A 23,859-nucleotide genomic window follows, 5' to 3' on the forward strand; every position below is an offset into this window, starting at 1 on the left:
TTACGTGTGCAGAGTGTGGAGTGTGGTGTGCGTGTGCCGGGGCAGCGGGTGGGCCGGTGGGCCGGCGACGGCGGACGTGCCGCGGTACGGACAGGGGTGTGCGGGGTGGGTGGGTAGTGGATCTGTCGCCGGGCTCGCCGCTGGGGAACCTGCTGAAGTTCCTCACCGGGATGGAGTGGCCTGATCTCGACGAGGCTGCGATGCGGCAGCGTGTGGTGGAACCGCATGTGGAGCTGCAGCGGGACCTGCGGGAGCTGCAGGACCTGATCGCGCAGGTGTCGCACTCCGTCCAGGGCGCGGTCGAGGGCTCCTGGAGCCAGGCGTACGCGGCGGCGATGGCCACGTTCGGCACGGGGGCCGGGGCGGACCGGATCAAGGCTTTGACCGACACCGCCGAGCAGCTGGCCCGGTACGGGGAGAAGACCCGGGCGGACGCGGCGTATTACAAGAACATGACCGTCATCCAGCTCAACCTGTTCCTGGTGGAGTGGTCGCTGGTCATGGCGATGGCGGTGTGGAACCCGTTCGGCGCGCTGGCGGAGCAGGCGGTGCTGCGCGCCACCTACCGGGCGATCCTGCGCAGTGTGATCTTCCGGTTCCTGGCGGGGCTGGCCGCGCAGGAGGTGCTGAACGTCGGGCTGGCGGCGGCGACCCACGAGTTCGCGAAGTGGCTGACCCAGGAGCAGGGCTACACCCTGGAGGACTCCGGCCAGCTGCTGAAACAGGCGGTGGGGTTCGGGGCGCTGCAGGGAGTGTTCAGCGCGTTCGTGCCGTTCGTGGGCGGTGCGCTGGGGGGGCTGCTGGGCAAGGCGTTCGGGCGGGACGCGGCCGCCACACTGCGGGGAGCGGTCGACGCCGCGCTGGATGCGCCGCCGCACACCGCCGCGGGCCGGGAACCGGGCAGGGCCGCGGGCCGGGAACCGGCGGCCGGAGCGGGTCCGGACGTGCGCTCCGCGGTCAGGGACTGGGGCGAGGACCTCGCCCAGCGCACCGCGCGCCTGGCGCGGGCGCTGCGCGAGGGCCGCGGTGACGGTGTCACAGCGGTGTCCATCGGTGTCGGGGACCTGTTCGAGCAGCATCTGGGCCAGATGATGACGGCGGGTGCGGCACGGGAGCTGGGCGAGGGCTGGACACGGGCGTTCACCCGGTCCTTCGGCACCACGCACATGGAAGAGGCACTCACGGCGGCGCTGCACACCCTGCCCGCCGAGGCCGCGGTGCTGCGGGGGGTGTTCTCCCGGGACGTGGCCCGGGCATTCGCCCCCGACTTCGGCCACAAGATCACCGCGCTGGCAGGAGAGGCCGCCCTGTGGGGCGGCGCGATGAACCTGGCCGAGGGCACCTACAACGCCATCACCCTGGGCGAGTTCACCACCTCCCTGGCCACGTTCACCTCCGGCGCCCTCGGCGCCCTCCTCGGCCACGCCGGCGCCCACCTGGGCGGCAAAGCCGGCTGGAAACTGCGTTCCGCCCTCGGCCTGGGCAAACCCCCCACCGTCTCCACCACCACCACCACCACCGGCACCAGCACCAGCACCGGCACCGGCACCGGCCCGGGTGCGGGTGCGGGTGCGGGGGGTGTGAACGCGCTGCCCGGTCCACACCATCCCCTGACACGGCCCGCCGGCACCTTCTCCTTCACCCCCCGGCGCACCACCACGACCCTCTCCGACGGCCTGCCCTCCTACTACCGCCCCGGACCCCACGAACACAAACCGGCCACGACCAAGCCGGCCGGCCTCACCGGTACACCCCCACAAGCAGACACAGACACCACCACCACCGTCACCAGCACCAACGTCACCAGCACCAGCACCAGCACCAACGTCACCGGTGCCGGTGAGACCACTGCCGGCCGCCACACGACCACAGACGCGCACACCGCCCCGCACACAGGTACGCAGACGGGTGCGCGGGCAGACGCGCACACCACCCCGCAGACAGACGCGCACACCGCCCCGCACACGGGTGCGCGGGCGGCTGGTCCGGAGGGGGGCCGGGTGACGGAAACGGCCCGCCCGCACACGGCCGGCCCGCACACGGGTACGCAGACGGGTGCGCGGGCAGACGCGCACACCGGCCCGCACACCACCCCGCAGACAGACGCGCACACCGCCCCGCGGGCGGGTGCGCGGGCGGCTGGTCCGGAGGGGGGCCGGGTGACGGAAACGGCCGGCGTGCACCCGGCCGGCGGGCACGACGGGCTGCCTGTGCATGCGGGTGGCAGTGTCACTCACCCGGCGGGCGGGCACGCCGGTCTGCCCTCGTACGCGGATGCCGTTCTTGACAGCCCGCCTTCGTATGCGGGTGCCGTTCCCGGCGGCCCGCCCTCGTCTGCGGGTGCCGACGGGGGCCGGGGCGGGGCAGGGGGTCCGTCGGCGCGGTGGGAGGAGTTCCGGCAGCAGCGGGACGCGGCGTTCCACGACCGGCTGGCCGCGGCGGAACATCTGTCGGGCGGGCGGCTGGACAGGGCGCGGGAGGAGTTCGTACGCGCGGATGTGTTCGCGGGCCGGTACCTGCCCGCCGGTGACACGGCTCCCGGGCAGTTCCTGGAGGTCTACCACGCTCATGTACGGGCCCGGCTGGAGGAGCTGGCCGGGCAGACAGGCGGCCGGGTCACGCCCGCGCAGCAGCGGCAGGTGCTGGCCGAAGCGGAGACCGTGCTGCCGCGGATGTGGGAGCAGCTGTCCCAGCACCAGCGCCATGGGCAGGTGTTCGGGGAGCGGTTCGAGCGGGCGGTGGCCGACTACCGCCGCCAGGACCTGTTCGGCGGCCGCTACCTGAGCGGCGGTGACCGGGTTCACGGTGATCCCGTCCCCGCCGGGCGTGAAGGCTCCGGCCGCCGCGGGGACCTGGCCGGGCAGGAACGGCTGCCGCAAGAACCGCAGACGCGGCAAGCCCTGCCGCAGGAGCGGGTGGCGGTGGATCAGTTGCGTGAGAGGCTCGAGGCCGTACACCGGCAGGCGGTCACCGCACTCGGCCGGATCTCCGGTGGCCCGGACACGCCTGAGCACCTCCGGGCGCGTCAGGAGGCACAGGCGCTCATCGCCCGCCTGTATGAACAGCTGCCGGCACAGATCCATCACCTCGGCATGCGGGAACGGCACGTCGCGCAGGGCCTGGACGTGTTCGACGCCCTGGCCGGGCAGGTCAAGGAGACCGGAGTCGAGATCCCGGGTCCGGTGCTGCAACGGGCCCGCGCGGACCTGGCCGACGATCTGCGCACCGCGCACACCGTCCTGCGTGAACACCACGGCGACACACGCCACTTCACCGGCCACTGGCAGCAGCATCTGCAGGAAGCGACCGGCCGGCGGCTGCTGCTGGAACGTCTGGAACACGCCCGGGTCCGCCACGAACGCCTGGAACAGGCACGCGACCTCTTCCACCGTGCGGCAGACACCTTCGAGGACAGTCCCGCCCACGGAGCACCCCTGGGCGAAGCCGGACGCGAACGGCTCGCCCGCGTCTTCGACAAAGACGTCGAACACGCCGTCGACACCGACTGGTTCAGCCACCCGGCCCACACCGACTACCGCCGCCCCCCACGACCCGCCGGCCCCCGCGTGCCCGCGGCCGGCGACACCACCCCGGCCCGGCCCTTCCAGGACAGCCTGGACGCCCTGCACGCCGGCCTGTCCCGGCGCATGATCCACGAAGCCGAGCGCCAGACACTCATGGAACAAGCCGGCCAGGACTTCCACACCCTGACCGGCCACCCCGACAGCCCCGCCCACCACTACCACATCGACGAACCCGCCCTGGAACGCCTCGCAGAAGAATTCCGCGAGGACACCCTGCGCGTCCACGACCGCATCCAGACCGACACCGACCCCACCCTCCCCCGCACCGACGACAACGAACTCACCGCCTGGCTCCGCCACGAAACCCGCCACGAAAACACCTTCCACCACACCCTCACCACCGCACGCACCACCCCCCCACCCACACCCCGCCCCACCACGAACAACAACCCCACCAGCACACCGGACAACCCCCGCCCCACCACGGACAACAACCCCACCAGCACACCGGACAACCCCCGCCCCACCACGGACAACGACCCCACCACAAACACAGGCACCCGTCCCGCCACCGACCCGGCCCGCACCCCCGCACCCCCCCTGCCCACCACCTCCCACCCCGCCCTGCCCGGCCCGGCCCACTCCACCCGACCCACCACCCAACCCACCACGGACCAGACCACCCAACCCACCACGGACCGGACCACGCAACGGACCGCGGACGGGACCGCGGACGGGACCGCGGACCGGACCACGGACCGGACCACGCAACGGACCACGGACGGGACCGCGGACGGGGCCGCGGACGGGACCGCGGACCAGATCGCGCAACCAACGACGGACCGGACCACGCAACGGACCACGCAACGGACCACGGACGGGACCGCGGACGGGACCGCGGACCAGGCCGCGGACGGGACCGCGGACGGGACCGCGGACGGGGCCGCGGACGGGACCGCGGAGCCAACGACGGAGCGGACCGCGGAAGGGACGGGGCAGCGGCCCCCGCGGGCGGACGCCAGGGACACCCGCAGGACCGGGACCGCCGACCACACAACCGGCGCGGCCGGGGACGGCACCCGGCAGGCGACGGCCACACCGTCCCAGGACCACCCGGCCGACCATGCCGCCGAGGACGCCTACGCCGTCATGGCCGGCACACCCACCAGAACCCAGTCACAAGCCCCCCACCCCACCCCCTCCACCCGAAACAACACGACCGAGTCAGGCACGACCCGGACCGGCACGGCCGAGTCAGGCACGACCCGGACCGGCACGGCCGAATCAGGCACGACCGAGTCAGGCACGACCCGAAACAACACGGCCGAGTCAGGCACGGCCGAGTCGGGCACGGCCGAGTCAGGCACGGCCCGGACCGGCACGGCCGAGTCGGGCACGGCCGAGTCGGGCACGGCCGAGTCAGGCACGACCCGGACCGGCACGGCCGAGTCAGGCACGACCCGGACCGGCACGGCCGAGTCGGGCACGGCCGAGTCGGGCACGGCCGAGTCGGGCACGGCCGAGTCAGGCACGGCCCGGACCGGCACGGCCGAGTCGGGCACGGTCACCGCCGCACCCGCCGCACCCGCCGCAGCCGCCGCACCCGGCGCAGCCCAGGCCACCGCCGGGCGGAGCCGGTGGAGGGAACTGGCAGCAGCCTCCCCCCTCGACGCGAGCCTGCTGCAGGTCCACGTCCACGGTGAACTCCACCGCCTGGGACACACGGTGACCGGCCCGCTCTCGGCCGCCGTGGCCCAGCACTACGACGACCTCGGCCCGGCCTGGGACTCCCAGCCCGTGCAGCGCCGTGCGACCGCCCTCGCACACCTGATCGCCACCGGCACCAACCCCTTCCCGGCCAGCCGGTGGCAGGAACTCACCGCCCACGACCCCGACCGGGCGAGCCGGCTGCGGGTACTGGCCGCAGTCGAGCTCCACCGGGCACAGCACCCGGGGATGTCGCGGAAGACCGAAACCTTCGCGCACGCCTACGACCACCTCGCCGACCACTGGCACACCCAGCCCCTCGCAGACCAGGCCACCGCCCTCGCCCACAAGATCCTCACCGGCACCGACCTCCCCTGCCCGGCACCACCCCCGGCGCACCCGGACGGACCAGGGCGGCAGACGACCGTGACGCCGCGGACCGGCTGGAGCGCACCGTCAGGGCCGAACTCGCCGCCCTCGGCCACCCGGCACACGACCTGCCCCCCGCACCGAAACTCGTCCTCCACTACCCCCTCGACCCCGCCTGGCACACCATGTCACCCGGCCACCAGGCCGAAGCCGTCGCCCAATGGATCCACACCGGCCTACCCCCCGGCCCACCCACCCAGACCCCGACAGCCCCCACCCAGCCCGCAACGGCGCCCACCCCCACACCCCCCGCCACCCAAACACCCACCCGGACGCCCACCCCCGCACCCGGCTCCACACCCCCCGCCACCGAAACACCCACCCGGACGGGGACGGCCGGCTCCCCCGGCACTGCTCCGGCACACCAGGACGACCGGTTCCTGATCGAGGAAGTCCAGCGCGAATTCCGCTACCTCGCCCCCCACCGCACCAAGGACCTGCCCACCGCCGACGCCATCCGCGAGGCCGACCGCAACCTGCCCAAACAGCCCTGGCCCGTCACCCAACGCGAACGAGGACAACACCTCGCACAGATCCTCCTCACCGGCGAAAAAACCAGACTCCGCGGTGGCGCCGACAACACCACAACCCGACCCCCAACCCCAGCCCCAGCCCCTGGCCCCGCATTGGCCGACGCCACAGCCCCTGCCCTGACCAGCGAGCAGAGGGAGATCTACGACAAGCTCCACCCCGCCCTGGCCCCGTACCTGGTACGGCCGGCCCCCGATGAGCTGGGTTCGAGCGCCGTGGTCGTCCACGCACTGCTGCAGGACCGGCACCCGGACGGCTCACTCACCCAGCACGCACAGCGGATCCTCCTGCCCCTGTTCGAGCAGGTGCGAGACGAGAGCCTCGACGGCTTCCAGGACTATGGGGTGCGCGTCGACCAGGCCATCAGCGATAGAGAGTTGCGCATCCTGCACGGTGAGATGGGCGGGACATATCCCGAGCTGGCCTCTTACCTCACCCGGGCGGACACCTCGCGCACCACGGATGCCAACACGCCCCGCAGCCAGTACACGGTCACTCGGCTGCCGATCGCAGGGACGACCCTCACCCTGCACCACGACCCGACCGAGGCACCCGACGCCCACGCCGAACGCGTGCGCCTGCTCCAGCGAGCCGTCCACCTCGTCCAGCAACGCGGGTTCACCGTGCCCGACCTCGAAGTCCACCTCCCCAAATACACCGGACACCTCACGGTCGCAGCGGACAAGGCAATCCGTCAGGGCGCCTCATGGCGGGCTGGGGCGGCGGTCTTCGCCCCCAACACCCTCATCGTGGCCTCGCACCTGCCGGCCCCCCTGCGCAGGAGTGCGCCCGATGAGAAGGGCGTGTTCGAGAACTACCACCACCGGATAGGGGAGCAGGCCGTCGCCATTCTGGTGCACGAGCTGGGTCATGTCCTGCACCACCTTCATGCCCCTGCCAAGGATCTGGACGCGACCTGGGCAGATTTCCAGGATGCCGCGGCCGAGCTGGCCGGCACCGTCAGCAAGTACGCGGGTAAAAATCAGGGCGAGTTCGTCGCGGAGGTCTTCACCGGCCTGGTCTTCGGCCGGGCGTTCACGGACGAACAGGCAAACATGTACGAGGCCCTGGGCGGCCCGACGACACACATGAACGACATCAGCCACCTGGCCACGCCCCCGGACCTCGGCAGACTGACCGACGAAGTCAACACACAACTGACCCGACAGCCCTCGGTCGGGCAGGAAACCGTCCGGACCCACTACAACCAGCTGACCGGGGACCTGAAATGGGCCCACCACGACCACCAGGCATCCGCGATCACACAGGCAATCCTCCACATCACCACCCGCACGGGAACCGGCGCACCCACCACCGCACCCGCACCCGCACCCATCCCCGACCAACGAGCGGCCCCCGAGGCACTCGCCCTCCAGGCCGTGTTCCGCTCCCTCCCCCCGGACATACGAGAAGCCGTCCGCCCAGGCGAGGTCTGGGCCACCTACCTGACCTACCAGGCGCAGGCCGACGCCCAGACCCGCCCAGACGACCCCTCGGCCCCGGACACAGCCCGCCGGACAGCCATCGACCGCACCATCGCCGTCCTCACCGCCCGCCACCGGCCCCAAACCCACGCACTCGCGGCAATGCTCGACACCCCCCACCCCCCCGCCCACCCGCCGGCCACCACAGAAGAGACCACCACCCCACCCGCACCCGCACCCGCACCCGCACCCGACCAACGAGCGGCTCCCGAGGCACTCGCCCTCCAGGCCGTGTTCCGCTCCCTCCCCCCGGACATACGAGAAGCCGTCCGCCCAGGCGAGGTCTGGGCCACCTACCTGACCTACCAGGCGCAGGCCGACGCCCAGACCCGCCCAGACGACCCCTCGGCCCCGGACACAGCCCGCCGGACAGCCATCGACCGCACCATCGCCGTCCTCACCGCCCGCCACCGGCCCCAAACCCACACACTCACGGCAATGCTCGACACCCCCCACCCCCCCGCCCACCCGCCGGCCGAGCCGCAAAACCCCCACCACCCCCACCCACCACACACACCACCCGCCCCCCACACCACAACCAGCCCCGAACCCGACCCGACCACGACCAGCGACACACCCCTGCCCGACCGGCCCACCCAACCGCCCCCCCCGCTCGACGAGTTCACCCGACCCCTCTCCGGCCTGCCCCCCGAGTTCCTGGCATTGCTCGACTGGCCCACCGGCGAAACCGAACCCTCCACCAGGACACCCCCGGCACACCCCCAGCCCACCACCACAACCCGGGACCCCGGAGACAACGAGGGCTTCCTCACCGGAACCACCCCGCCCGACAACCCAGGAACCAGCCACGCCCCACACCCGGCACACCCGAGGCAGGACATGCGGGACAGCCCGGACACCGGACACGACCGGACCAGCCAGGACGGCGCGTACGACCGGACCAGCGCGGACGTCGCGGACAGCCGGACCGGCCGGACCGGCTGGACCGGCTGGACCGGCCAGGACGTCGCGGACAGCCGGACCGGCCAGGACGTCGCGGACGTCGCGGACAGCCGGACCGGCGCGTACGGCCGGACCGGCCAGGACGTCGCGGACAGCCGGACCGGCCGGACCGGCTGGACCGGCTGGACCGGCTGGACCGGCCAGGACGTCGCGTACGTCGCGGACAGCCGGACCGGGGGCCAGGACGTCGCGGACGGCCCGGACGTCGCGGACAGCCGGACCGGCTGGACCGGCGCGGACGGCCGGACCGGCCAGGACGTCGCGGACGGCCGGACCAGCGGGGACGTCGCGTACGGCTGGACCGGCGGGGACGTCGCGTACGGCCCGGACGAGACCGGTGACCGAATGCCGGCCGGCATGGCGGACCAGTGGGGCCCACCACAGGACCCGGGCACGGAGCAGACGCCGCCCAAGGTCGCCCAGTACGTGTCAGACCAGGCCGCAACCCACCACCTGACCGTGTACCCGGTCCCGGCAGACGGTGACTGCTTCTTCCACGCCCTGATCGCAGCACGCGACATGCAGGCACCGGACGGCCCGCCCGCGAACACCACCGACGTACGCGCAGCCCTCGCCGAAACACTCCAACAACAACTGCGACTACACCCTCAGCACCCCCACCTCGCCCCCTGGATGCCCGCCGCACGAACCCAGGTCCTGACCGCACTGGCCGACCACGCCGCCCACCAAGCCGGCCACACCCAGGGCACAGACGCATTCACCCAGTACACCAACGAATTCTCCCAGGCCCACGCCGAAACCCGGCCCGACCAGCAGGACTGGCAACACGTCATCACCAGCCTGCTCACCCCCGGCCAGTGGGACACCGTCGCCGGCGACCTGGCCCCCACCCTCGCCGCCCACCACTACAACATCCGACTCCACACCCTCCACATCCACCCCCACGGCACCCCCTGGACCCTCACCTTCGGCCCCGAAAACGCACCCGAACACCACCTCGTCCGCACAACCGGCAACGGACCCGAACACTGGATGCCCGCCCACCCCACCACCACCACTGCCCCAGCACTGGCCGACGCCCCAGCCCCTGACCCCGCACTGACCCCCACCCCAACCCCAGCACTGGCCGACGCCACAGCCCCTCACAACAACCAACCCGCCACCCACCCAACACCCCCCCACACCACCACTAACACCGCCCACGCCACCACCCACCACAAAACACGCAAACACGCCCGCCCCACCCGCACACCCCACCAAGGCCAGCCCGGACGGCATCGTCCGACGTTCGACCAGTGCATGCAGGCTTTGGAGCAGTGGCGTAAGGAAGCCCCCGCCGGCCAGGACCGCAGCCGCCTCCTGCCCCCACAAGACGCTTCCGTGCCCCTCCACGGTCCCGGCGCCGAAGTCCTGCCCGTCAACATCGGCAAATGGGTGAACAACCTGCAGCACCGCGGTCTCGTTCTGGCCGAGGGAGAGGCCGCTAGGCTGCGGACACTCGGCTGGACCCTCGAGAAGGTAAGGGAGGTAAACAGGGGCGACATTACGCTGACGCGCTACAAACTGAAGCCCACCCCAGATCAGCACCACCACATTTATCGGCCGGTAGAGCAGTACATGCAGGCTTTGGACACGTGGCGTGCCGCCCACGGGAAGAGCACCGGCATCCCCCCCTTCCGTGATTCCGTGTCCCTCCGGGGTGCCGATGGCCGAGAACAGCCCGTCCCCATCGGCCAATGGCTCTCCAACCTGCGGCACGCGGGGCTGAAGAAGTGGGATTCTTTGCTGGCGGGTGCTCTGAGAGCGCGCGGTATCCCCACCATGGAAAAGGACGGCAGTCTCTGGCGCACGGGCACGTCAGGGTCGGTGGTGCCGGTGTGGGGTTTGGAGGTCTACCTGCGTGGCCTGGCCGCCTGGCGTGCCGCCGCCCCCGCGGGCGAGGACCGCAGCACCGCCTTCCCCCCCGACGGCACCTACATCACCCTCACCGACCCCACCCCCACCCCCCTCACCGACGCGAGCAACACCCGCCGGGAACACAACGCCACGGACAACGCCGCCACCAGCGGTGCAGACATCCCCATCGGCACATGGCTGTTCCAGGCCCGCCATCAGGGACTGACAGGACTGACGGACCACGAGATCACCCAACTGCAGGCCGCCGGCCTGCACGCCGCGGAACCCGACACCGACGACACAACCCGGCGCAGACGTCTGTACTGGGACCACCCCGGAACAACAGCCCCCACCCACACAACCAGCCCCCGCCATACGGGCACCAGCCACCAGCCCGACACAGACCAGCACCCCACCCACCCCACCACAACCACAACACCCGCACCCCCCAGCCGGAAAAGGCCACGGCCAGCAGACGACGCACAGACAGGTGAACAGCCACCCGGCTCAAATCACGGACGCCGCCCGAAACGCGGGAAAGGGGGGCCCGCAGCCGAGCCCCCGCGACAGCGCGGCGGCAGGCCCCGCCAGACCGCCCCACAGGGCGACCCCACCACCACCACCGCTGCTGCCGCTGCCGCCGCTGCTGTTGCCGGGCAGGACAGGCCGGCCCCGCCCGCCCCACACGCCCAGCCCGCACCCGGCCTGCCGGCCACACGGCCAGAGACCGGCACCTCCACCCGGCCCGCACCACCCATGAACACGGACACGCCGGCCCCGCCCACGGACCCCAGCACCTCACACCACCCGGGCCCGCCGATCACAGACAGCAGCTGGCCGGCGAGCGGCATGGGCAATGCACCGACGGGACCGGGTATGGAAAGGCCGGGGAGTGCCGTGCCCGCCGGAATGTTCGATCCCCGCGCGCTGGATGACCTCTTCCTGCCCGGCGAGCCCCTCACGGCGGCAGCCGACCCGCTGGCCTGGCCGGCCTGGCTGGACAGGCCGGACGGGCCGGACCGGCCGGACTGGCTGGACTGGCGGGGACACAGCGGTGAGTCGTTCCTGCCAGGGACGGCGGGAACCGGCGGGGCGGCCCCACATGCCGACCGTGTCGGGCCGGACCGGCCGGAGGACACCGGACCGGCTGCATCCACCGCAACCGGCGTCGTGCCGATGACGGATGAGCCGGTCCAAGATCTGCCCGACGGACAATGGTGGAACCCGGCCGAGCAGGAACGGCAGCAGCGGTCGATATGGGCGACGGAGGGAGTCGACTCGTCGGTCCAGCAAGCGGCGCACGAGCGCGGATGGACGGTGTGGCAGGCACCACCGGACGGTGACTGCTTCTTCCACGCCCTGATCGCGGCCGGGCAGGCAGCAGGCCACACCCACCTGCCCGAAAGCGTGACGGTGATCCGCGCCCAGCTCGCCGCTGAGGTGGACCGGGTCCACGACACCCTGCTCCGGACGCGGGCCCTTCCACCACAGCAGCAGGACGACCAGGAACCCTGGTGGCTGACCGTCCAGCCGACCATCATCAACACCCAGGCCCGGCAAGCGGCCCTGGCCATCCTCCGCCCCGACCCCGACCCCGGTCAGGACACCGACACCGGCTGGCCCCAGCCCATCGAGGAGATCGAGCAGAACCAGTACTTCCAGGACCTGGTCCACTCCTTCACCACCCAACGGGCGAACGGAGCGCTGACGGAAGACTGGCAGAACATCGCCGAACAGTTCCGCACACCCCGCAACTGGAACAACGTCTCCGGCGACATCGCCCCGGTGATCGCCGCCCACCTCTACAACATCCGACTCCACACCCTCCAGATCGAACCCCACGGCACCACCTGGCCCCTCACCTTCGGCCCCACCCACGGCCAACCACTCCACCTGATACGCCACGCCGACCACTGGATGCCCGCCCTCCCCACCCCCACCCCCCAAACAGCCCCCACACCCCACCCCACCACCGGCCCCCCACCCCCACCCGACACACCCACCACCCACCAACCACCCACCCAGAACACACCCGACCAGCACACCACCCACACCCACACCACCCACCCCACCACCCCCCACCAGCCACCGGGCCGGCAGGCCGAGAAAAGTCCACACGCCAGCCCGAAGGACCGCAAAACCATTAAGTGGACGGATGAACTGACCCTGGCCGCCATCGACGCGTGGCGCAACACTAAACACGCCGACGAAGAAAACTGCACCAAAATCCCCCCACAGGGCGCTAAGGCGCGCGTCCGCATCCCGAACACCGACAGGTACGAAGATGTCCCCATTGGTACGAAAATACAAAAACTGATAAATGCGGGTGTGAAACGCGCGTCTCCCCACCTGATCGGGGGACTGAAAGAGCGCAACATCCACATGGAGGAAGTGGACGGCGCCTACAGGATTGTCCGCCAGGCAGGCCAAACACTTCGACGTGAGTGGCCGATCGAACAGTTTATAGCCGGTCTCCTGCACTGGCGGAGCGAAGACCGCAGCAATACACTCCCCAAACAAGGAGACGAGGTGGTCTTTGCCGTTCCTGGCAGCGACACCCCTTCCACCGTCCCCATCGGGGACATTCTGTACAATATGCTGCGCGGCCATAGGGAGCTGGCGGAGGCCGATATCGCCCTGCTGCAACAGCACGGAATTCACCTGTCGGAACCCGACAATGACGGCCGTCGCAGACTCCTGCAAAACCCTGCACCGACCGCCTCCGGCAGCGGGACCGGGCCTGACCCGGAAGCCCAGCCACGTCACACACGCCAGGACGGCACCGACGCAGGCCCGCCTCCGCAGCCCCACAGCCTCCGCCGCCGCGCGCCCACCCCCACCTCGGCCGGGCGACCGGTCGGAAAGCGGCCCCGCCTCACCCCCGCAGGCACCCCTCGCCGCTCCGTCCCGCAAGGCGCCCCCACCCCACAGCCCGCGCAGCAGCCAGCCGCCGAGACCAGCCGCCCCGGCATCACCACACCGGAACAAGAACAGCAACAGGACCCGGCGCGCGGCGCGGCGACCTGGCCCGGCGAGCACGCCGGCGAGGCTGCCGGGCAGGACCCCGAAGGCCTCGGCGACAAGCCGGCCGCGCACCCTGCCACAGGCCCGACACACGAGAGCGAGGAGAGCACAACAAGGACGGCCGGCCCACCGCCCGCCGACGGCCCGCCCCCGCACACGGCCACCCGCGCAGCCCCTGCCGCAGGCACGCCCGCAGACACCGGCACCGCAGAGCATCAAGCCATGTCGGTGGAGGACTACATCCTGGACCAGATGAGAGGCCGGCCCCGAACCGCCGAGTAATTGTCAAAACGTGTGGATCAGTTGAGGTGGTTCATGCACGGCAGCTGTAGACAGCTCTGTCGGTGTTCGTCACGGCTTGTCAGCGGTGTGACGGGGGTGGCAGCGGGCGCGAGGTCGGCCGCCTTGATCATGACGTGGACTGACACGACATCAGAACGAGACGGCCGCATCGGTCACGGTGGACCATGAAGGCCACGACCTCGCGTTGGAGGGTTTGCCGGCCTCGGTGGCCGGCTGTTTCGCCCGCTCCGAAACCCGGGAGACGTTCGCGCGGATGGCTCGGGCCATGCTGATGGAGCTCGAGGACGTCAACTGCTGGAGCCTGGCCGAAGCGATCTCGCCGACACCACACCATGATCAGCCCCGCAGCTATCTACAGCTGCCGTGTCGATGAGCGTGACGTGCTCGACCTCCCCTCAGGAACCCGGGAAGCCGCCCTCAACGAGTTGGCCTTCCACGCGTCGGCCCAGCTCCCTGCCGACGCGCCTTTGGGTGCACACGAGGCGCCGGTGCGAACGGCGGCAAACTGCAAGCAGGCACTCGCCCGTCTCCTGCCGCTCCTCGAGACACCCTCGTAGGCCAGAGCAGTGAGCCGGTGGCCGGGACCGGTCGGATGGTTGCTACAGGTCGAAGTCGAGCTGTTCGACGTCGGTGAACTCCACCATCAGGCCCTGGGCGCGGCGGCCGCCGTCGCGGAAGTACGTCTCCCCGAGGCCTTCGGCGGTGATCGCGCGCAGCTCGTTCTCGCCTGCGCCGGCAGCCTGGGCGTCGAAGAGGCGGGCGGCCCAGGCGGGTGGCAGGGCGAGGGTGAGGTGGCGGATCCGGGCGTCGTCGGTGGTGCCGGGGGCTGCGGTGAACCCGAACCGGGCCCGGGTGTCGATGATGATGCCCGTGGTGGTGGCGGCCTGTCGGCGGGCCTGCTCGCGGACGCGGGGCTGCCAGCGGGCGCGGACGGCGTCCGCCAGGCGCCCGGCGAGCTCCGGGCGGGGCCGGCGGATCTGGTCTTTGACGTAACGCTCGACCCTGTTGCCCATTCGGGTTGTGGGCTGACAGCGGCTTGATTGTGCTGGCACGGTTGGTGCTGCGGCCGGTTCCTTCCTGATCCCCGGTCGCGGGGTGGGAGTGGTCGTGTCGTTGGAGCCGCGGTCGTGGCCGGAGCCGGATCCCGTGGTGACGCGGGCGGTCCGGGCGAAGAACTACGGACGCGCGGTGCCGTTGCCGGTGGCGGTGCGCGACCGGCTCGGGGAACTGTTCCCGGACGAGGAGTTCGCGGCTGCATTCGGCAAGACGGGGCCGGCGGGTTGGTCTCCGGGGCGCCTGGCGTTGGTGACGGTGTTCCAGATGGCGGAGAACTTGACGGACCGCCAGGCCGCTGAGGCGGTGCGTGACCGGCTCTCGTGGGCCTACGCGTTGGGGCTGGGGCTGGAAGACACCGGCTTCGACTTCACCGTGCTGTCCCAGTTCCGCACTCGGGTAGTTGAGCACGGTCTGGAGGAGAAGGTCCTGGACCTGCTGCTGACCCGTCTGAAAGCGCAGGGTCTGGTCGGGGCCGGGGGCAAGCAGCGCACCGACTCCACCCGTATCGTCTCCGCGGTGCGGGACCTGAACCGCCTGGAGCTGGCGGGTGAGTCGGTACGCGCGGCAGTGGAGGCGTTGACGGTGGCGGCCCCGCACTGGGTCGCCGGCGTGCTGGACGTGCCCGGCTGGTCGCGTCGCTACGACACCCGCATCGACACCTGGCGCATGCCCTCCTCCGCCACCAAGCGCGACCAGCTCGCGCTGACCTACGCCCGCGACGGCCTCGCCCTGCTCAGCTCCGTCTACGATCCGCGCTCCGAACCCTGGCTGCGCGAGCTGCCCGCGGTGCAGACCCTGCGCACCGTGCTGCTGCAGAACTACACCCGCACCACCGCGCAGAACGGACGCGAGGCGGTGGCCCGCCGCACCAGGACCGAGGAGGGCGGCGACGGGCTGCCGCCCGGCCATCTGCGCATCGCTTCCCCTACGACCTCGACGCCCGCTGGTCCGCCAAGCGCGACACCTTCTGGAACGGGTTCAAGCTGCATGTGAGTGAGAGCTGCACGGATGCGCCCGAGAAGGAGCGCACCGCCCCGAACCTGATCACGAACGTGGCCACCACCGCCTCCACCGTCCCCGACACCAAGGCCCTGGACGGCATCCACCAGCAGCTTCAGCGCCGCGGCCTGCCTCCGGGCGAGCACTACCTCGACTCCGGCTACCCCAGCGCCGAACTGATCGTGAAGTCCCGCAAGACCTACGGCATCACGCTGATCACCCCGGTTCTGCTCGACCAGTCCCGCCAGGCCCGCGCCGCCCAGGGCTTCCAGGCCGACGCGTTCACCATCGACTGGAAGTACCAGCAGGTCACATGCCCCCAGGGACAGACCAGCTCCTCCTGGAGCCCGTGCACCCAGCACGGCCACCCGATGATCGTGGTCACCTTCACCAAGCCGACCTGCGGCCCCTGCCCGGTCCGCGAGTTATGCACCACCAGCCGCCGGGGCTTCCGGCAGCTCACCTTGAACCCTCGCCCGCTGACCGAGGCCCTGCGCACCGCACGCGCCGAACAGGCCGACCGGGACTGGCAGGACGCATACGCCCTACGCGCCGGTGTCGAGGGCACCATGCGACAAGCGATCGCCGTAACCGACAGCCGCCGGGCCCGCTACCGCGGCCTGGCCAAGACCCACCTCGAGCACGTCCACAGCGCCGTCGCCCTCAACCTTATCCGCCTGAACGCCTGGTGGAACGGCAGGCCACTCGACCGCCGCCACACCAGCCACCTCGCCCGACTCGAACTCAGCCTCGCCGCGTAACCGAATGGGCAACAGGGTCCTCCCCGACGGCCAGGAAGTCCGCGGACGGCTGCACGCCCGCCGCCAGGGAAGGGGTAGCTGGCTCTACCAGGTAGGAATCTTGGTGTGGAAGGACAGTGTGGACGGCTCCGCCGAGCCTGCCGAGCAGCGATTCTGGGTCTCTCCTGCACACGCACGTCCGGTTCCCGATGTCTCCTACGAGCACGTCCCCACCCGCCGTGCATCTGGACCGGGCAGCCCGTCCCAAGGACGCGCGCCCGCGTGGTCCCTTCAGTATCTGCCCCACCGTCCCGGGCACCCTGGCGCCACACTCCTCCACGTTGTCGGCTGCACTCCAAGCGACCGGACACTCACCCTGGAAGAGGCTCTTGCCGCACTCCAGCAACCCCGCGCGGCAGCCTGCATCGAATGCGACGCGGCCCGGTCCCTCGCTCCCGAACAAACTGTAGGCCGACCAGAACCATCAGCCCCGGCAACACCGTGACGGCATCCGCTCGGCCGCCGTCTCCTGCAGTGCCAGGCACCCTGTTCCTGCCGGGGAGCAGCGTCGGCGGATTCCGGGCGCGGGACCGCGTCGTCCGCAGGAGCGCGTACCGTTGACCGGCATCACGAACTCGCAGCGGGAATCACCATGCCGTTTTCTCCAGAACACTCCGCCAGCGCCGTTGTCCCGGCCGGGCCGGTCATACAGCGTCGGCCCCAGCGGTCGGCGGTCCGTCACGGACAGGCTTCGTGTGCCGACTACGGCTGCACCCGCATCGAGTGCCGCCAGGCGGCACTGAGAGCGCGCCGCCGGCGCAGGCAGGACCGGCTGCGGGGCCTGCCTGCTCGTGTGCCGCCGTACGCTGCCGCGCGGTGGGCGGTTCGGCTGCGTGAGCGGGGCATGTCCGCGCAGGACATCGCCGACCGGGCCGGCCTGTCCGTGACCCTCATCCGCCGTATCCTCCGCGTCCCGGAGCAAGGCCAGGCGAAGCGGGACATCGCTCGCACGACCGCTGACGCAGTCCTCGGCATCCCGCTCCCTGCGCGCCGCGAACCTGGCGCCCCGGGCCTGACCAGCGCCTCGGTATCGTCGCGGCTGCTGGCCGACCTGGCCCGTGCCGGATGGCCCGCCGCCGCACTCGCCCAGCGCCTGGGTGTCCACGCCCGTACTGTCGCTGAGGTCCGTGAGAAACGTCGCCGCCTCCGGCTCGATCTGGCGCTGCGGATCCGCAGCCTGCACCGTGAACTCATCGGCATCGACCCCGTCAGCCAGGGCATCCGCCCCGCCGACGCCGCCCGCGTCCGCACCGCAGCCGCCCGACACACCATCAAGGGCTGAGGAAACCAGGGGTCGTGGGCGTCCGGGTCGGCTACGGACTGGCGCTGGGAGGGTGCGGGGGTGACGGTGCTGTTCCTTCAGAACAAGGCCAGGCCGTCACCGCTGGTGTCCGCGATAACGGGCCGGGACTGGGCGGGGAGGTCGTCAATGCGGTCGGGTCCGGCCGCAGCGGCCACACAGGGGGCGGTCTCGGCCAGCCAGGCACGGAACTGTTCAGCGGCTTCGCGGTAGGAGACGTGCGCCAGGACACGGTGCTCGCCGGACGGGCAGAAGTCGACGACGACCGTGAGGACGCAGGCATGGGGCGCGTGGTGACTGCCCGTCCACGAGACGCGCAGGGCGCCGCAGGGTTTGCGTCCGCGGGAGCTGCGGGCATCGCGGTGGGTCGGGCGCTGTGGCCGGCACGCTACGTGGGCGGTCCACGCGGCGAGGTGGGCGAGTGGCAGGGTGGTGCGGGCGCGGCAGCCGGGGCAGCGGTGCCAGTGCCGGAGCCAGTCGGCAGCCTGGGTGTCGAAGAGGCGCGTGTAGTGGCCGGCCACGCGGATGTCGTTGCTATAGAGGTGGTCGGGGCGCTCGTGCGTGTTGCAGGACTGGCAGACCGGGGCACGGACATAACCGTGTTCATGGCAATGGTCCAGTACGGCCGCGGGTGCGGTGCGGCAGACCGCGCACGCCCACCCGGCTACTTTCCGCGCCATGCCGGGCTTCTTGCCGAGAACCGAGTACAGCTGGCCCTGCAGTTCCCCGTTATAGGGACGCAGCGGGACGGCTGGGGCATCGGGGCTCGCCGTCTGCCCGCCGTCGGCGGACCGGGTCTGCCCCAGGCGGTCGGATGACTCGGTCACGGCCGTGTCCGCCTGACGGGCCCGCCTGGCATGTAGCCACTGCGTTTCCGTGTGCGCTGCCGCGTCCAGCAGCCTGACCACAGCACGCGGCAGCCACCACGACCGTGCCGTCCGGCCATGAGGCCGTTGCACGAGCAGCCTCCACCAGTCGATCCCCGCCAGATGGGACGGCCGGGCGTCTCCACCTTGGCCTGGGCGCCCGGGGCCGCCCGCTTCCTGCAGATCCCGGGAGATGCGCTCGCGCCACGGCACCAGCGTTCCCTCGTCATGTTCCGGCTTCAGCGCACTGCCGAACGGGCCGATACGGACCAGGTCCCGGCGGTCCATCTCCACAGCGCTCATCTCCGCCGCAGCCCGGCGCACCTCCACCTCCGAAACGCCCCACGGGCCGCCGCCGGCCTTCACCATCGCCACCACACGCCGACCGAGCACCACATACCCCGCCTGGACATGCACGGGAAAGGAGGTGAACACCGCAGAAACCGTCGGCACAACGCTGCCAGCCGTCAAACCGGCCCACAAGACATCCGCGGCGCCCAGAGAGATCAAACCGTCCGCGCGGCCCGCGGTGACACGCTCTGACATACCGCCAGGCTAGCCACCCGGCAAAGCACAGCGATTCCCGGCCCCGTCAGCCGGAAACCCGTCGCGTTTCGCTCCCCGGACTCTCCGGCTACGGGAGCTGCCAGTTCTGGCTTACCGTGCCACCGGGCCCGGGCTCTGTCGTTTGTGTAGGAGTGGAGGGAATCGAACCCTCACGTCCATAGGACACCGGGACTTGAATCCGGCGCGTCTGCCAATTCCGCCACACTCCCCAGAACACTTCAGCACTCACTGCGCTGCACCCCGGTCCCGGGCTCGACTCAGCCCGGGACCAGAGGGCGGACCCGTGTACCGCCGTCACGCCATACACGGACCACTGTGCTGTGAAGCGATCAAAACGATATCCCACGAACTCACCGTCCCTGCCCGCCTGGTGGAGGTCGGTGCCTGCCGCGTCCAGCCGGCGGCGCGGCCCATAAGCGGACCACGATCACGGCGACGTCACCGCGGGCCCCGCGGGTGACACCGGCGCGCGCGGACAAGGCGTCGACCTCGATGCGTTCGCAGGCGTGACGGGAAGAGCCGACGAACGCTTCGGTGAGACCCGGCACTCGCCCACCCGGACGACCACTCAGGAGTCAGGAGGCGGCTGGTGGCGGTGGCACGGCCAGGATGTTGCGCACCACCACCGGGTCCAGTCCGGTACGCCGGGCAATGTGCTGGACCGTCTCCCCTGCCTGCCGGGATGCGACGACGGCTGTCCTGAGGTCCCGGCGCGCTGCCTGCAGGGCCTCCTCCGCTGCCGTCACAGCCGCCGCCGCTGCCTCCAGCATGCCGTCCGCAGGCATGTCCGCGGAGGATGCCGGCATCAGAACGGGGCTTCCGTGGCCGGGGCGTCCGCGCCGCCGGTGGGTGTCGTTGGCCGTACCGGGCTGGCAGTGGCCCACGGGTCGTCCGGCGCCGTTTCCCGCGCCGGCACAGGACGAGAAGTCCGGGTGATCGTGACCGTGGCGAACGTCATCGACGCGCCCACATCATCGACGTCCAGCACCATACGGGAGCGCTTTTCCCCCTCCGGTGTCTCCCACCGGTCGGTGCGCAGCCGGCCCGCCACCACCACCCGGGCCCCCTTCGACACCGACCCGGCCAGGTTCTCCGCCAGCTGACGCCACGCACTGCACTCCATGAACGTGGCCTCACCATCACGCCACGTGTTCGTATCACGGTCGAACGTCCGTGGCGTCGACGCCACCGTGAACCGCGCCACCGGAACCCCCGCAGCGGTGAACCGCAGCTCCGGATCATCCACAAGGTTCCCAATCACCGTCAACGGAAGATCATTTCGCATCCACAAAGCCTCCCACACACCACCGACACCACCCCCACACGGTTGAGGAAGAGACCAGAGGAGAAGGCTCGAAAAAATCGCATCATGGTGAGAACCCTCGAGCCCTCCGACCCGCAACGACGGGTAGGTGCCAAGTGATCCGGTGCGGTCGCTGCCGCGTTGTCGGCGACGTGGTCCGCGGACTGTGACGCGGTGAACACGGCGGCTGGATGAACGGCCTGGCCTTTCAGGAGGTCTGGCTGCCGGACACATGGATGTACATCGGGCGGCACGCACGGACCTCACGGCTCAGCGTCTGGACCACGGCGCGCACGTGGTCCACGTCCTCGCTCCCGTCAATGGCTTCCAGTGCTTCGGCTGCCGCCACTCTCACCTGGCGCGGCAGGCTTTCGTAGGAGGCGAACTGGTAGGCGACGGTGCGCCGGCTGGCCCGCTCTTGCAGGCTCACCCCGCCGGGCATGTGCGTGAACACCGCCGCCTCGTACAGGAGGACCGCACGCATGAGGACGTACGCGGTCGCTTCCTCTTCCACACCGCAGCCCTTGAGCCGGTTCAAGACCTCGTCCACATGCCGGGTGCACAGGTCGAACCAGACCTTCCCGTTCAACAGGAACAGGACCCCACCCACGGCGAATCCCGCGCCGGGGCCCCACCACGGGTTCAGCAGCCAACCCGCGCCGGCCCCCAGAGCTCCCATGCACAAGCCCAGCATCACAACCGCTACGCGCAGCCGCGCATCGCGTGGGACGTTCATGCCCAGGATTATCCGCATCCGGACCGTAACGCGGGACCTGATCACCAGGTTGCACACGGCAGCGCCGGACCACCTCCCGCCGTACGGCGCGCGAGCCGGGCCACGGGACCCTGCCCCGGGGCCCGGCTCACAAGGCCTTGGCCGGGTACCGTGCGCAGCCCTCCAGAGCGGACGACGACGGGCTGCGCACGGCCAGGGTGATTATGTCCTGGGGGCCGGCGAGGGGTTCGGACACCGCATCGCCCGGGCAGCAGGGGCGCCGTGCCCAGCCGCCAACGGGGAGCGAAACGACTACGCACGGCAGAAGGCACCCCCGGGTAGCGGGGCGCCTGGATCATCGTTGCACGGGGCCGGAATATGCGAGGCGCGTTGCTCAACAGCTGCCTATTCGCACCCTGTACACGTCCCTTACGGGCTGGCTGGGGGCCGGGGTGGGGTGTCCTTGTCGGGGCGGCCGAAGAGGGCTTTGAACAGTCCCATGACCCTGTTGCCCATTCGGGTTGTGGGCTGACAGCGGCTTGATTGTGCTGGCACGGTTGGTGCTGCGGCCGGTTCCTTCCTGATCCCCGGTCGCGGGGTGGGAGTGGTCGTGTCGTTGGAGCCGCGGTCGTGGCCGGAGCCGGATCCCGTGGTGACGCGGGCGGTCCGGGCGAAGAACTACGGACGCGCGGTGCCGTTGCCGGTGGCGGTGCGCGACCGGCTCGGGGAACTGTTCCCGGACGAGGAGTTCGCGGCTGCATTCGGCAAGACGGGGCCGGCGGGTTGGTCTCCGGGGCGCCTGGCGTTGGTGACGGTGTTCCAGATGGCGGAGAACTTGACGGACCGCCAGGCCGCTGAGGCGGTGCGTGACCGGCTCTCGTGGGCCTACGCGTTGGGGCTGGGGCTGGAAGACACCGGCTTCGACTTCACCGTGCTGTCCCAGTTCCGCACTCGGGTAGTTGAGCACGGTCTGGAGGAGAAGGTCCTGGACCTGCTGCTGACCCGTCTGAAAGCGCAGGGTCTGGTCGGGGCCGGGGGCAAGCAGCGCACCGGCTCCACCCGTATCGTCTCCGCGGTGCGGGACCTGAACCGCCTGGAGCTGGCGGGTGAGTCGGTACGCGCGGCAGTGGAGGCGTTGACGGTGGCGGCCCCGCACTGGGTCGCCGGCGTGCTGGACGTGCCCGGCTGGTCGCGTCGCTACGACACCCGCATCGACACCTGGCGCATGCCCTCCTCCGCCACCAAGCGCGACCAGCTCGCGCTGACCTACGCCCGCGACGGCCTCGCCCTGCTCAGCTCCGTCTACGATCCGCGCTCCGAACCCTGGCTGCGCGAGCTGCCCGCGGTGCAGACCCTGCGCACCGTGCTGCTGCAGAACTACACCCGCACCACCGCGCAGAACGGACGCGAGGCGGTGGCCCGCCGCACCAGGACCGAGGAGGGCGGTGACGGGCTGCCGCCCGGCCATCTGCGCATCGCTTCCCCCTACGACCTCGACGCCCGCTGGTCCGCCAAGCGCGACACCTTCTGGAACGGGTTCAAGCTGCATGTGAGTGAGAGCTGCACGGATGCGCCCGAGAAGGAGCGCACCGCCCCGAACCTGATCACGAACGTGGCCACCACCGCCTCCACCGTCCCCGACACCAAGGCCCTGGACGGCATCCACCAGCAGCTTCAGCGCCGCGGCCTGCCTCCGGGCGAGCACTACCTCGACTCCGGCTACCCCAGCGCCGAACTGATCGTGAAGTCCCGCAAGACCTACGGCATCACGCTGATCACCCCGGTTCTGCTCGACCAGTCCCGCCAGGCCCGCGCCGCCCAGGGCTTCCAGGCCGACGCGTTCACCATCGACTGGAAGTACCAGCAGGTCACATGCCCCCAGGGACAGACCAGCTCCTCCTGGAGCCCGTGCACCCAGCACGGCCACCCGATGATCGTGGTCGCCTTCACCAAGCCGACCTGCGGCCCCTGCCCGGTCCGCGAGTTATGCACCACCAGCCGCCGGGGCTTCCGGCAGCTCACCTTGAACCCTCGCCCGCTGACCGAGGCCCTGCGCACCGCACGCGCCGAACAGGCCGACCGGGACTGGCAGGACGCATACGCCCTACGCGCCGGTGTCGAGGGCACCATGCGACAAGCGATCGCCGTAACCGACAGCCGCCGGGCCCGCTACCGCGGCCTGGCCAAGACCCACCTCGAGCACGTCCACAGCGCCGTCGCCCTCAACCTTATCCGCCTGAACGCCTGGTGGAACGGCAGGCCACTCGACCGCCGCCACACCAGCCACCTCGCCCGACTCGAACTCAGCCTCGCCGCGTAACCGAATGGGCAACAGGGTCGAGCGTGACCCTGTTGCCCATTCGGGTTGTGGGCTGACAGCGGCTTGATTGTGCTGGCACGGTTGGTGCTGCGGCCGGTTCCTTCCTGATCC

10 protein-coding genes, 1 tRNA gene and 1 pseudogene are annotated in these 23,859 nt (G+C 71.0%); 6 read left to right on the top strand and 6 right to left on the bottom strand.

Annotation, left to right across the window (positions count from 1 at the left end; all coding sequences use genetic code 11):
- Positions 1–5,785 precede the first annotated feature (5,785 nt).
- Complete coding sequence (locus tag OHB41_RS38710; RefSeq protein ID WP_266704078.1) at positions 5,786–13,801, top strand: hypothetical protein; 8,016 nt, start codon at positions 5,786–5,788, stop codon at positions 13,799–13,801.
- A 620-nt stretch (positions 13,802–14,421) separates the two neighbouring features.
- Here OHB41_RS38710 and tpg read toward each other — a convergent pair.
- Positions 14,422–14,823 (bottom strand): annotated as a pseudogene (gene tpg, locus OHB41_RS38715) (telomere-protecting terminal protein Tpg); the annotation flags it as partial.
- A gap of 106 nt (positions 14,824–14,929) precedes the next feature.
- Here tpg and OHB41_RS38720 point away from each other — a divergent pair.
- From OHB41_RS38720 to OHB41_RS38730, 4 genes are all read left to right on the top strand, one after another.
- A complete protein-coding gene (locus OHB41_RS38720) occupies positions 14,930–15,871 on the top strand; it encodes a transposase (RefSeq protein ID WP_266695978.1) in 942 nt (313 codons plus the stop codon).
- Positions 15,868–16,638, top strand: a complete 771-nt coding sequence (locus OHB41_RS38725; protein WP_266704082.1) for a transposase — start codon at positions 15,868–15,870, stop codon at positions 16,636–16,638. The genes OHB41_RS38720 and OHB41_RS38725 overlap by 4 nt, the downstream gene beginning before the upstream one ends.
- Before the next feature lie 4 nt (positions 16,639–16,642).
- Complete coding sequence (locus OHB41_RS52410) at positions 16,643–17,122, top strand: DUF6233 domain-containing protein (protein WP_353962912.1); 480 nt, start codon at positions 16,643–16,645, stop codon at positions 17,120–17,122.
- Positions 17,123–17,521: 399 nt separating this feature from the next.
- Positions 17,522–17,959 (top strand): hypothetical protein, encoded by a 438-nt coding sequence (locus OHB41_RS38730; RefSeq protein ID WP_266704084.1) that lies wholly within the window; start codon positions 17,522–17,524, stop codon positions 17,957–17,959.
- 77 nt (positions 17,960–18,036) lie between these two features.
- Here the strand turns inward: OHB41_RS38730 and OHB41_RS38735 are convergent, their stop codons facing one another.
- The 5 genes from OHB41_RS38735 to OHB41_RS38755 form a co-directional block, all read right to left on the bottom strand.
- On the bottom strand, positions 18,037–19,278 hold the full coding sequence (locus OHB41_RS38735; RefSeq protein ID WP_323138431.1) for an endonuclease domain-containing protein: 1,242 nt from the start codon (positions 19,276–19,278) through the stop codon (positions 18,037–18,039).
- A gap of 258 nt (positions 19,279–19,536) precedes the next feature.
- Positions 19,537–19,619, bottom strand: a tRNA-Leu gene (locus OHB41_RS38740).
- A gap of 366 nt (positions 19,620–19,985) precedes the next feature.
- Positions 19,986–20,216, bottom strand: a complete 231-nt coding sequence (locus OHB41_RS38745) for a hypothetical protein (protein ID WP_266704088.1) — start codon at positions 20,214–20,216, stop codon at positions 19,986–19,988.
- A complete protein-coding gene (locus OHB41_RS38750) occupies positions 20,216–20,713 on the bottom strand; it encodes a single-stranded DNA-binding protein (protein ID WP_266704090.1) in 498 nt (165 codons plus the stop codon). The genes OHB41_RS38745 and OHB41_RS38750 overlap by 1 nt, the downstream gene beginning before the upstream one ends.
- Before the next feature lie 208 nt (positions 20,714–20,921).
- Entirely contained in the window at positions 20,922–21,449 is a 528-nt protein-coding gene (locus OHB41_RS38755; RefSeq protein ID WP_266704092.1) for a hypothetical protein, read from the bottom strand.
- Between the two features lie 589 nt (positions 21,450–22,038).
- Here OHB41_RS38755 and OHB41_RS38760 point away from each other — a divergent pair.
- The gene (locus OHB41_RS38760; protein WP_266704094.1) at positions 22,039–23,748 is read left to right on the top strand and encodes an IS1182 family transposase; all 1,710 of its coding nucleotides are present in this window, start codon (positions 22,039–22,041) and stop codon (positions 23,746–23,748) included.
- Positions 23,749–23,859 lie beyond the last annotated feature (111 nt).

The sequence above is a fragment of the Streptomyces sp. NBC_01571 genome (assembly GCF_026339875.1).
Taxonomy (GTDB): Bacteria; Actinomycetota; Actinomycetes; order Streptomycetales; family Streptomycetaceae; genus Streptomyces.